This window comes from Streptomyces sp. NPDC002809, from assembly GCF_040295435.1.
GTDB lineage: Bacteria > Actinomycetota > Actinomycetes > Streptomycetales > Streptomycetaceae > Streptomyces.
The window spans coordinates 129,266-140,870 of the sequence record NZ_JBEOVJ010000008.1 but is presented as its reverse complement, the minus strand read 5'-3'; the positions used below and the strand labels follow the sequence as shown (position 1 = coordinate 140,870).

Annotated in this window: 10 protein-coding genes; 2 read left to right on the top strand and 8 right to left on the bottom strand. The window is 70.1% G+C overall.

All coding sequences use genetic code 11. From position 1 onward, the window contains the following. Positions 1 to 23: 23 nt before the first annotated feature. A complete protein-coding gene (locus ABT025_RS08025) occupies positions 24 to 950 on the bottom strand; it encodes a proline dehydrogenase family protein (RefSeq protein WP_350991112.1) in 927 nt (308 codons plus the stop codon). Positions 951 to 1,139: 189 nt separating this feature from the next. Between ABT025_RS08025 and ABT025_RS08020 the strand changes: the two genes are divergently transcribed. Continuing rightward, a complete protein-coding gene (locus ABT025_RS08020) occupies positions 1,140 to 2,282 on the top strand; it encodes a PucR family transcriptional regulator (protein WP_350991110.1) in 1,143 nt (380 codons plus the stop codon). Between the two features lie 281 nt (positions 2,283 to 2,563). On the opposite strand, the gene ABT025_RS08015 is transcribed toward ABT025_RS08020, so the two are convergent. After that, positions 2,564 to 3,052: a carboxymuconolactone decarboxylase family protein gene (locus ABT025_RS08015; RefSeq protein ID WP_350991108.1), complete on the bottom strand. Its 489-nt coding sequence runs from the start codon at positions 3,050 to 3,052 to the stop codon at positions 2,564 to 2,566. A gap of 47 nt (positions 3,053 to 3,099) precedes the next feature. On the opposite strand from ABT025_RS08015, the gene pdxR reads away from it, so the two are divergent. Then, complete coding sequence (gene pdxR, locus ABT025_RS08010) at positions 3,100 to 4,518, top strand: MocR-like pyridoxine biosynthesis transcription factor PdxR (protein WP_350991106.1); 1,419 nt, start codon at positions 3,100 to 3,102, stop codon at positions 4,516 to 4,518. A gap of 161 nt (positions 4,519 to 4,679) precedes the next feature. Here pdxR and ABT025_RS08005 read toward each other — a convergent pair whose 3' ends face one another. From ABT025_RS08005 to ABT025_RS07980, 6 genes are all read right to left on the bottom strand, one after another. Then, a complete protein-coding gene (locus ABT025_RS08005) occupies positions 4,680 to 5,240 on the bottom strand; it encodes a hypothetical protein (RefSeq protein ID WP_350991184.1) in 561 nt (186 codons plus the stop codon). Positions 5,241 to 5,348: 108 nt separating this feature from the next. Beyond that, positions 5,349 to 5,954, bottom strand: a complete 606-nt coding sequence (locus tag ABT025_RS08000) for a TetR/AcrR family transcriptional regulator (protein ID WP_350991104.1) — start codon at positions 5,952 to 5,954, stop codon at positions 5,349 to 5,351. A gap of 93 nt (positions 5,955 to 6,047) precedes the next feature. Further along, the gene (gene serA, locus ABT025_RS07995) at positions 6,048 to 7,640 is read right to left on the bottom strand and encodes a phosphoglycerate dehydrogenase (protein WP_350991102.1); all 1,593 of its coding nucleotides are present in this window, start codon (positions 7,638 to 7,640) and stop codon (positions 6,048 to 6,050) included. 273 nt (positions 7,641 to 7,913) lie between these two features. Beyond that, complete coding sequence (gene ilvC, locus ABT025_RS07990; protein WP_350991100.1) at positions 7,914 to 8,915, bottom strand: ketol-acid reductoisomerase; 1,002 nt, start codon at positions 8,913 to 8,915, stop codon at positions 7,914 to 7,916. 107 nt (positions 8,916 to 9,022) lie between these two features. Next, positions 9,023 to 9,550: an acetolactate synthase small subunit gene (gene ilvN, locus ABT025_RS07985; RefSeq protein ID WP_350991098.1), complete on the bottom strand. Its 528-nt coding sequence runs from the start codon at positions 9,548 to 9,550 to the stop codon at positions 9,023 to 9,025. A gap of 23 nt (positions 9,551 to 9,573) precedes the next feature. After that, positions 9,574 to 11,430, bottom strand: coding sequence for an acetolactate synthase large subunit (locus ABT025_RS07980; protein ID WP_350991097.1), 1,857 nt, complete (start codon positions 11,428 to 11,430; stop codon positions 9,574 to 9,576). Between the last annotated feature and the right edge of the window lie 175 nt (positions 11,431 to 11,605).

Sequence of the window (11,605 nt, the reverse complement as noted above, 5' to 3'; positions counted from 1 at the left end):
TTCAGTAGAGGGGTGGAGGGGGCTCAGCCCTTGGTGAGGATGGAGCGGCCGAAGAACAGCAGGTTGGCCGGCTTCTCCGCGAGGCGGCGCATGAAGTAGCCGTACCAGTCGGTGCCGTACGCGGTGTAGACACGCATGCGGTGGCCCTCGGCCGCGAGCCGGATGTGCTCGTCGCTGCGGATGCCGTACAGCATCTGGAACTCGTACTCGTCGAGCTTGCGCCCGGCCTTGCGGCCCAGTTCCTGGGCGATGGCGATCAGACGCGGGTCGTGGGACCCGATCATCGGGTAGCCCTCGCCCTCCATCAGGGTCTTCAGGATGCGGACGTACGCCTTGTCGATCTCGGCCTTGTCCTGGTACGCGACGGAGGCGGGCTCCTTGTAGGCGCCCTTCACGATGCGCACGCGGCTGCCGGCGTCGGCCAGCCGTCGGGCGTCGTCCTCGGTGCGGAACAGGTAGGCCTGGATGACACATCCGGTCTGCGGGTGGTCCTTCCGCAGCTCCTCGTGGATGGCGAACATCGAGTCGAGGGTGGTGTGGTCCTCGGCGTCCAGGGTGACCGTGGTGCCGATCGCCGCCGCGGCCTCGACGACCGGGCGGACGTTGGCGAGGGCCAGCTCGTGGCCGTTCTCCAGCGCCTGTCCGAACATGGAGAGCTTGACGGACATCTCCGCCTTCGTGCCCAGACCGAGGTCCTTGAGGCGGCCGACGAGCTCCAGGTAGGCGTCGCGCGCGTCGGCGGCCTGCTCGGGGGTGGTGATGTCCTCGCCGACCACGTCGAGCGTGACTTCGAGCCCCTTGTCGGCGGCGTCCTCGATGATCGGGACGACCTGCTCGACGGACTCACCGGCGATGAACCGGTCGACAACCTGCTTCGTGCCCGGCGCTGCCGAGATGAAACGGCGCATCTTGTCGCTGCGTGACGCGGCGAGAATCACGGGACCCAGCACGGGGCACCTCCACGGAAAGTACGAACGAAGGCCGAACCGCCACAAGCGCCCGATAAGGAACAGAAGCGGTACAGCACGGAGAACCACCGTGAAATCTAAGGATCCCTCCGATCCTGTGCCATCGACAGCTGTCACGCATCCGTGCCCTGGATCTCAGACATATGTCTGAAGGGGTGCGAGAATGGCCGGGTGAAGGGCGATTACCAGGAGCTGGTCGACGAGATCTCCGCGCTGCTCGGCGTTCCCGCGACGCTGGAGAACCGCGACTTCGGCCTGGTCGCCTTCGGGGCGCACGACAGCGACGACGACACGGCGATGGACCCGGTCCGTACCCGTTCGATCCTGACCCGCCGCTCGACCCCTGCCGTCCGGGCCTGGTTCGAGAACTTCGGCATCACCCGCGCCACCGGCCCCGTCCGCATCCCGGCCGCCCCGGAGGCCGGTGTCTACCGGGACCGGATCTGCCTGCCGGTACGCCATCGGGGTGTCGTGCTCGGTTACGTATGGCTGCTGGACGCCGACCCGGGGCCGACCGACCAGCAGCTCGAAGCGGCGATGGACGTGACGGCCAGGATCGGGGCGCTGCTCTCCGACGAGGCACGGGCGGGCACCGATCTGTCCCGGGAGTTCGGCGCGGTCCTCACGGCGGGGCGCGGCTGGCAGCGCGACATGGCGGTGGCCGCGTTCAGCGAGGCGCTCGGCCCGGACGCCGAGGGGCTGCACACCGTGGTGTGCGTGACGCCGTGGCCGGACGACCCGCCGTCGGTGCGCACGGTGCCGTCGGCGGCGGCGCTGTCCGGCGCCCCCTCCCCGGGCGGCACGGGGGCCCCGGCGCTGGCCGCGCTGGTCCGGCTGCGGTCGCACGACGTCCTGGACCCGGCGCTCACGGCCGCCCGCCTGCTGCGCACCACCGGGGGAACGGCCGCCACCGCGGGAATCGCGGTGCCCCGCCGCGGTCTGGCGGAACTGGCCGACGCCTGGCGCGAGGCCTCGGCCGCGGCCCGGGCGGCGGCGGCCGAGACACGGTTCGGCCCGGTCGCCGAGTGGTCGGCCATCGGCCCGTACCGGCTGCTGACCGCGCTCGCCCCGGACACCTTGCCGGACCACGCGGTCCGCCCGCTGCTCACCCCGTCCCACCGGGACCTCGCCCGCACCGCCGAGGTGTTCCTCGACTGCGCGGGCCAGGCGTCCCGGACGGCCGCAGAGCTGGGCATCCACCGCCAGACGCTCTACTACCGACTCTCCCGGGTCCAGCAGCTCACCGGCCTGGACCTGAACGACGGCGAGGACCGGCTGCTGCTGCACATGGCGCTGAAGGCGTCCCGGCTCTGAGTTCTTCCAGGGCCCGGAAGGCGCTCGGCAGCGAAGGAACCCGGAGCGGCACAGGATCCTCGGGGGCAGCCAGGGAGCGGAATCCTGAGGGCCGGTCAGGGAGCGGAATGCACACTCATCCACGCCTGTGTGCCCGGCGGAAGCTCCGGCGAGGCCCCGGCGGTCGTCTCCGGTACCTGGGAGGTCCAGGAGGCCAAGGGCCGAAGTGGAGGCCGGAGCCGGAGCCCGGGCACGACCGGCCTGCCGAGGAATGAGCGGACCGGCCCCGAGCGCAAGGGGGTTCAGGCCGCCCGCTCGTCCGTGCCGGGCACCTTGCCGGTGGACAGGGCGATGCGGTTCCAGGTGTTGATGGCGAAGATCAGGGCCAGCAGCCCGGCGAGTTCGGCCTCCTCGAACACCGCTGCCGCGCGGGCGTAGACGTCGGCCGGTACCCCGCCGTGGGAGACCAGGGTGACGGCCTCCGTGAGCGCCAGCGCGGCCCGTTCCCCGGTGGTGAAGAAGTGTGCGGCCTCCCGCCAGACCGCCACCATGTGCAGCCGCTCCTCGCTCTCCCCCGCCTTGCGGGCGTCGGTGGTGTGCATGTGCAGGCAGTACGCGCAGCCGTTGAGCTGCGAGGAGCGGATCTGCACCAGTTCCACCAGCGCGGGATCCAGGCCCTGACGGGCGGCGGCATCGAAGCCGATGAGGGCCTTGAACGCCTTCGGGGCGGCCTTGGCGAAGTTGATGCGGGGAGCGTCGATGGCACCGGCTGCTGCTTCGTGGTTCGTCATGTCCTCTACGTTAGGAGCGGCAAAGACCTCGCGTAGGGTGCATTTTCATGTCGGATTCATGGGTCAATTCCGCAGAGCGGATCGGCAGCGACCTGCTCCTCGACCTGGCGGGGCCGGGCAGTCGCCGGGCCGTCCTCATCCGCGCGCTGCGCGACGCCGTACGGGAGGGGAGGCTGGCCCCCGGCACCCGGCTGCCGCCCTATCGGTCGCTCGCCGCCGACCTCGGCCTGGCCCGCAACACCGTCGCCGACGCCTACGCCGAACTGGTCGCGGAGGGCTGGCTGACCGCCCGGCAGGGTTCCGGCACCCGGGTCGCCCGGCGCGCCGCGCCCGTGGCGCCCGCCCGGGTCCCGAAGAAGGCGCCGCACCGCCCGGCCGGCCCCGTCCACGACCTGCACCAGGGCAAGCCGGACCCCGGTTCGTTCCCGCGCGCCGCCTGGCTCGGCGCCGCCCGGCGTGCCCTGAACTCCGCACCGAACGATGCCTTCGGGCCCGGCGACCCGCAGGGCCGCATCGAGCTCCGGCGGGCCCTGGCGGACTACCTGGGGCGCTCGCGCGGGGTCCGTACCACCCCCGAACGGATCGTGGTCTGCTCCGGGTTCGCCCATGCGCTGCGGCTGCTGTTCGGGGGCGGTGTCCTGCGCGGCCCGCTGGCCGTGGAGTCGTACGGGCTCGGCTTCCACCGGTCGATCCTGGACGCCGCCTCGGTGCGCACGGTCCCGCTGACGCTCGACGAGGACGGTGCGCGCGTCGACGAGCTGGCCGGACTGCCGGGCGTGCGGGGCGTCCTGCTCACCCCGGCCCACCAGTTCCCCACCGGTGGGCCGCTGCATCCGGAGCGGCGTTCGGCCGTCGTCGACTGGGCCCGCGGCCGGGGCGGACTGGTCCTGGAGGACGACTACGACGGGGAGTTCCGGTACGACCGGGAGCCGGTGGGTGCCCTCCAGGGGCTGGACCCGGAGCGCGTCCTCTATGCCGGTTCGGTCAGCAAGAGCCTGTCACCGGCGGTCCGGCTGGGCTGGATGGTGCTGCCGGAACACCTGGTCGACCGGGTACTGGCGGCGAAGGGCGAACGTGAGGCCTGGGCGAGCGTGCCCGATCAGCTGACCCTCGCCGAACTCATCGAATCGGGCCACTACGACCGCCATGTCCGCCGGATGCGCCAGCGTTACCGCGGCCGTCGCGACCAGCTCGTCGCGGCCCTCGGCGCCCATGCGCCGCACATCACGCCCACCGGCGTCGCCGCCGGACTGCACGCCGTCCTGCGACTGCCGCCCGGCAGCGAGCAGTCCACCGTCAAGGCTGCCGCCTGGCAGGGGCTCGGCGTCGACGGGCTCGACGCCTTCCGCCATCCCGCTGCGACGATGCCGGCACCGGACGGCCTGGTCGTGGGGTACGCGTCCCCGCCGGACCACGCGTTCGCCGCGGCGCTGGAAGCGCTCTGCCGGACACTGCCGCCGGCCTGACGCCGGTCGGCGGGTCTGCGAGTCAGCCGGTCGGCGGGTAGGTGGGCCGGTGGGGAGGCGGGTCTGCCGGTCGGTGGGCCGACGGGGCTGCGGATCCGCAGACCAACGGGTCGGCGGGGCAACGGACCAGCAGGTCCGCAGACCAACGGGTCGGACAGGATCTACATCCAGGACGGCGGGGCGGGCGCGACGATCGGCCGGTCGCTGACGACGGCGGCCATGACCAGAGGCGCGTCCCCGTCGCTCCGGCCGACGCTCACCCCCACCCAGCGCCCCTGCGCGGACACCGGCCCCCATACCGAGAGGTCGCCGTAGCAGTCCTCGTCGAGCAGGGCCTCGAAGAGCGGCGGTGCCGCTTCTCCGTCCTGCCGCGGGAGAGAGGACGTCTCGCTGCCGTCCTCCTGCCGGAGAAGCAGGACGTGGACGGCCACCTGCCGGTGGGCGCCCCAGCGGCCGTCCAATTCCTCGACGAGCGAGGCCAGATGCGCCTCGGCCGCCTCCTCCGCTTCGTCCCACTCGGCGCCGTCCGCCTCGTCGAGGGAGCCGCTCTCCCAGAGCGGGGCGATCCGGAAGCCCTCGCCCACGGTCATCGTCCACTCCCCCGTGCCCGGCTCGCCCTCGGCCACCGTCGGTCCGGCGGCCGGCAACGGCGCGGCCAGCAGGGCCTCGACGTCGGCGACGGCCCGCGCGATGCCGAACGTCTCTCCGGCCCGGGCGCTCACCGCGCGGCCCGGCCCGTCGGCAGCGGGACGGTGTCCCCGCACGGCCCCTGAAGTCGCGCCATGCCGTACATCAACTTCCTTCCCCGTCAACGCAGTTGTCGATCGTCCTCACGGGGCATCCTGACCGGGTGCGGTCCGGCCCTCCAGGACCACCTTCAGCCCGTCCGTCAGATCCTGCGCCGACGGCGCCGAGTCGCGGTCCATCATCCACTGGACCATGACCCCGGCGAGCAGCGCCTGACAGAACAGTCCGGCCACCCGGGCCTTCTCGGGATCGGTCTCCGGGTCGATGCCCAGCATGTTCTCCGCGAGCCCGTTCCGGCCCTCGCGCTGCGGGCCCGCCAGGGCCTTCTGCAGTTCGGGGTCGGTGTCGATCCTGGAGATGACCTCCATCTGGAGCTGCCAGACCGACCGGGTCTGCTCGTAGCTGCCGATCACCCGTTCCCAGGTTTCGCGGAACTGGTCGAGAGGCACCCGGGACCCGTCCTCACCGTCGGCGGCCCCCTCGGGTTCGTTGGTCAGCATGTCGCCCCACTCCTCCGTCACCTTGATGAAGGCGAGGTTGAGCAGGGCCTCCTTGGATCCGTAGTGGTAGCCGATGGACGCCAGGTTCGTACCGGAGGCGGCCACGATGTCGCGCGCCGTCGTCCGGGCGTATCCCTTCTCCAGCAGGCAGCGCTTGGCGCCTTCGAGCAGATCCTCACGATGTCCCATGACAGCAGCGTACCCGGCATGTGGACGTTCGTGTAAGACGCACGTCTACATGCCGGGTACGGCCGATCAGGGAGCGATCACACGGGTGCGGAATCAGCCGGTGAGGTTCACCGAGCGGGCCGAGGCCGCGCCGATCTCGGAGGAGATCTCGGTCAGCACCGACGCCGGGACGTCGTCGTCCACGGTGAGGACGACCAGCGCCTCGCCGCCGGCGGCGGCCCGGGAGACCTGCATGCCCGCGATGTTCAGACCGGCCTCGCCGAGGATCTTGCCGACCGCGCCGACGACGCCGGGGCGGTCGTCGTAGCGCAGCACGACCATGTGGTCGGCGAGCGCCAGGTCCACATCGTGCTCGCCGATCGCGACGATCTTCTGAAGGTGCTTGGGGCCGGCCAGTGTGCCGGAGACCGCGATCTCCTCGCCGCTGGACAGCGTGCCGCGGACCGTGACCACGTTGCGGTGGTCGGGCGACTCGGAGCTGGTGGTGAGGCGGACCTCGACACCGCGCTCCTGCGCGAACAGCGGGGCGTTGACGTACGACACGGTCTCGTCGACGACGTCCTCGAAGACGCCCTTGAGCGCGGAGAGTTCGAGCACCTTCACGTCGTGCTGGGTGATCTCGCCGTACACCTCGACGTCGAGACGGGCCGCGACCTCGCCCGCGAGCGCGGTGAAGATCCGGCCGAGCTTCTCGGCGAGCGGCAGTCCGGGACGGACGTCCTCGGCGATGACGCCACCCTGGACGTTGACCGCGTCCGGCACGAGCTCACCGGCCAGCGCGAGACGGACGGACTTGGCGACCGCGATGCCCGCCTTCTCCTGGGCCTCGTCGGTGGAGGCGCCGAGGTGCGGGGTGCAGACGACCTGGTCGAACTGGAACAACGGGGAGTCCGTGCAGGGCTCCTTCGTGTACACGTCGAGACCGGCGCCGGCGACGCGGCCCTCCTTGAGGGCGGAGGCGAGCGCCTCCTCGTCGACGATGCCGCCGCGCGCGGCGTTGACGATGCGCACCGAGGGCTTCACCTTGTGCAGCGCCTCGTCACCGATCAGGCCGAGCGTCTCCGGGGTCTTCGGGAGGTGCACGGTGATGAAGTCGGCAACCTCCAGCAGCTCGTCCAGCGAGAGGAGCTTGACGCCCATCTGCGCGGCGCGCGCCGGCTGGACGTAGGGGTCGTACGCGACGATCTTCATGCCGAAGGCCGACATGCGCTGGGCGACCAGGACGCCGATGCGGCCGAGGCCGACGACACCGAGGGTCTTCTCGCTCAGCTCGACGCCGGTGTACTTGGAGCGCTTCCACTCGCCGTTCTTGAGGGCGGTGTTGGCCTGGGGGATGTTGCGCGCCGTGGCGACCAGCAGACCGCAGGCGAGCTCGGCGGCGGTGACGATGTTGGAGGTCGGTGCGTTCACGACCATCACGCCGGCCTTGGTTGCCGAGGAGACGTCGACGTTGTCCAGACCGACACCGGCGCGGGCGACGACCCGCAGCTTCTTCGCGGCGGCGATGGCCTCCGCGTCGACCTTGGTGGCGGAGCGCACCAGGATGGCGTCGACATCGGCGATCGCGGGAAGCAGCGCGGCGCGGTCCGCGCCGTTGCAGTGCCGGATCTCGAAGTCCGGGCCCAGGGCGTCCACCGTGGCGGGCGACAGCTCTTCAGCGATGAGTACGACAGGTTTCGAGCTCACGTGAGTCCTCACAGATCCAGTGCGGACGGCCGTCCCGACGGCCGCAGGCGGTGGAGGGGCTTGCCGCGTGGAAGACGCACGACACTGTGGGCCTGACGCGTGTATGTGTGGAGAAGTGTAGTCATGCGCGAGGACGCAATCTGCGCCCCGTTGGAAGGATCACCCACACGGGGCTGGACGACTTGTACACACGTACGGCGCCGCCTCTTCCAGCGGTGAAGCAGGGATGACGCCCGAGGGGCGGGTCAGGGACCCGCCCCTCGGGCATCGGTGTTACGCCTCGTCGTCGTTGACCCAGCTCATGAGCTTGCGCAGCTCACGGCCGGTGGTCTCCAGCAGGTGGTCGCTGTCGGCCTTCTTGTACTCGTTGTACTTGGGCAGACCGTTGTGGTACTCGGCCATCCAGGCGTTGGCGAAGGTGCCGTCCTGGATCTCGGTGAGGACCTTCTTCATCTCGGCCTTGGTGGCGTCCGTGATGATCCGCGGGCCGGTGACGTAGTCGCCCCACTCGGCGGTCTCCGAGATCGACCAGCGCATCTTCTCCAGGCCACCCTCGTACATGAGGTCGACGATGAGCTTCAGCTCGTGCAGGCACTCGAAGTACGCGATCTCCGGCTGGTAGCCGGCCTCGGTCAGCGTCTCGAAACCGGCCTTCACCAGAGCGGCGGTGCCACCACAGAGGACGGCCTGCTCACCGAACAGGTCGGTCTCGGTCTCCTCGGTGAAGGTCGTCTTGATGACGCCGGCGCGGGTGCCGCCGATGCCCTTGGCGTACGAGAGGGCGAGCTCGAGGCCCTTGCCCGTGGCGTCCTGCTCGACGGCCACGATGCACGGAACGCCGCGGCCCTCCTCGTACTGGCGGCGGACCAGGTGGCCCGGGCCCTTGGGGGCGACCATGCAGACGTCGACACCGGCCGGGGGCTTGATGAAGCCGAAGCGGATGTTCAGGCCGTGGCCGAAGAACAGCGCGTCGCCGTCCTTGAGGTTGTCCTTGACGGACTCCTCGTAGACCTGGGCCTGGATCGGGTCCGGAACCAGGATCATGATGACGTCGGCCTCGGCGGACGCCTCGGCCGGGGTCACCACACGCAGGCCCTGCTCCTCGGCCTTGGCCTTGGACTTGGAGCCCTCGTGCAGACCGACACGGACGTCGACACCCGAGTCGCGCAGCGACAGCGCGTGGGCGTGGCCCTGGCTGCCGTAACCAAGGACCGCGACCTTGCGGCCCTGGATGATGGACAGGTCGGCATCGTCGTCGTAGAACAGCTCGGCCACTGGGTCTTCTCCTTGGTGTGCAGGTGTTGCGTCCCACCGTACGGCGGGGTGCGTCAGTTACGTTTTCGGGTCTCGCCATACGAGCGGCGCGGCTGACCCGGAATGATTTATGCCGTGCGGTCGAGGGCGCGCAGCGACCGGTCGGTGATCGAGCGTGCGCCACGTCCTATGGCGATGGTGCCGGACTGGACGAGCTCCTTGATGCCGAACTGCTCCAGCATCTTGAGCATCGCCTCCAGCTTGTCGGCGCCTCCGGTCGCCTCGATCGTGACGGCCTCCGGGGAGACGTCCACGGTCTTGGCGCGGAACAGCTGGACGATCTCGACGATCTGGGAGCGGGTCTCGTTGTCGGCGCGGACCTTCACCAGGACGAGCTCTCGCTGGATCGCAGCGGACGGCTCGAGTTCGACGATCTTCAGGACGTTGACCAGCTTGTTGAGCTGCTTGGTCACCTGCTCCAGGGGCAGGTCCTCGACACTCACGACGATGGTGATGCGGGAGATGTCGGGGTGTTCGGTGGTACCGACCGCGAGCGAGTCGATGTTGAAGCCGCGGCGGGAGAACAGGGCGGTGATCCGGGCGAGGACACCGGGCTTGTTCTCGACCAGGACGGAGAGCGTGTGCTTGGTGGACATGGAAGTCGGTCTCTCTCTGTCTCTCAGTCGTCTTCGTTGTCGCCGAAGTCGGGGCGGACGCCACGGGCTGCCATGACCTCGTCGTTCGAGGTGCCGGCGGCGACCATCGGCCACACCATGGCGTCCTCGTGGACGATGAAGTCGATGACGACCGGGCGGTCGTTGATCGAATTGGCCTCGGCGATGACCTTGTCCAGGTCGGCCGGGTCCTCGCAGCGGATCGCGTAGCAGCCCATGGCCTCGGACAGCTTGACGAAGTCGGGCACCCGGGTGCCCTTCGCCGCGTTGCCGTCGGTGTCGGCGCCGGTGTGCAGCACGGTGTTGGAGTAGCGCTGGTTGTAGAACAGCGTCTGCCACTGGCGGACCATCCCGAGTGCGCCGTTGTTGATGATGGCGACCTTGATCGGGATGTTGTTGAGCGCGCAGGTGGTGAGCTCCTGGTTGGTCATCTGGAAGCAGCCGTCACCGTCGATCGCCCAGACCGTGCGGTCCGGCATGCCGGACTTGGCGCCCATCGCGGCCGGGACCGCGTATCCCATCGTCCCGGCACCGCCGGAGTTCAGCCAGGTGGAGGGCTGCTCGTAGTTGATGAAGTGCGAGGCCCACATCTGGTGCTGGCCGACGCCCGCCGCGAAGATCGTGCCCTCGGGGGCGAGTTCCCCGATCCGCTGGATGACCTGCTGCGGCGAGAGGCTGCCGTCCTCCGGCAGGTCGTAGCCGACCGGGTAGGTCTCGCGCCAGCGGTTGAGGTCCTTCCACCATGCGCTGTAGTCGCCGGTGTGGCCCTCGGTGTGCTCCGCCTGGACCGCCTGGACGAGGTCGGCGATGACCTCGCGGGCGTCCCCGACGATCGGCACGTCGGCGGCGCGGTTCTTGCCGATCTCCGCCGGGTCGATGTCCGCGTGCACGATCTTGGCGTACGGGGCGAAGCTGTCCAGCTTGCCGGTGACCCGGTCGTCGAAGCGGGCGCCGAGCGCGACGATCAGGTCGGCCTTCTGCAGCGCGGTGACGGCGGTGACCGAACCGTGCATGCCGGGCATTCCCACGTGCAGCGGGTGGCTGTCGGGGAAGGAGCCGAGCGCCATCAGGGTGGTGGTGACGGGCGCTCCGGTGAGCTCTGCCAGCACCTTCAGTTCGGCGGTGGCCCCGGCCTTCATGACGCCGCCGCCGACATACAGCACCGGGCGCTTGGCCTGGGTGATGAGCTTGGCGGCCTCGCGGATCTGCTTGGCGTGCGGCTTGGTGACCGGGCGGTAGCCGGGCAGGTCCATGGCCGGGGGCCAGCTGAAGGTGGTCTTCGACTGGAGGGCGTCCTTGGCGATGTCGACGAGGACGGGGCCCGGACGGCCGGTGGAGGCGATGTGGAAGGCCTCCGCGATCGTGTGCGCGATGTCCTCGGCGCGGGTGACCAGGAAGTTGTGCTTGGTGATCGGCATGGTGATGCCGCAGATGTCGGCTTCCTGGAAGGCATCCGTACCGATGGCGGCCGAGGCCACCTGGCCGGTGATCGCGACCATGGGCACGGAGTCCATGGCCGCGTCGGCGATCGGGGTGACCAGGTTGGTGGCGCCGGGACCCGAGGTGACCATGCAGACGCCGACCTTGCCGGTGGCCTGCGCATAACCGGTGGCCGCGTGACCCGCGCCCTGCTCGTGGCGGACCAGGATGTGGCGGACCCGGGTGGAGTCCATCAGCGGGTCGTACGCCGGCAGGATGCAGCCGCCGGGGAGGCCGAATACCGTGTCCGCCCCGACTTCCTCGAGAGAACGGATGAGGGACTGCGCGCCCGTGAGGTGCTCAACGGTGGCGGACGACGATCCGCCGTTACGGGCCCGCGGCTGGGGATGGTGGGCCCCGGTGGCCTGCTCGGTCATCGGCATTCTCTTCTCGAAGCTGAGGGTTTTTGCGAGTGTTTTGCGATGGTTTGCGTGGTGCCGGTGCAATAAAAAACCCCTCGTGCCGTGAGGCAAGCGAGGGGAGCGCGTCGGTGCGGTCTGCAGAGTGTCACCGAGGAACTCTGCTTCAGCCGACGCGCTTTCCAAGTACGAGAATTCG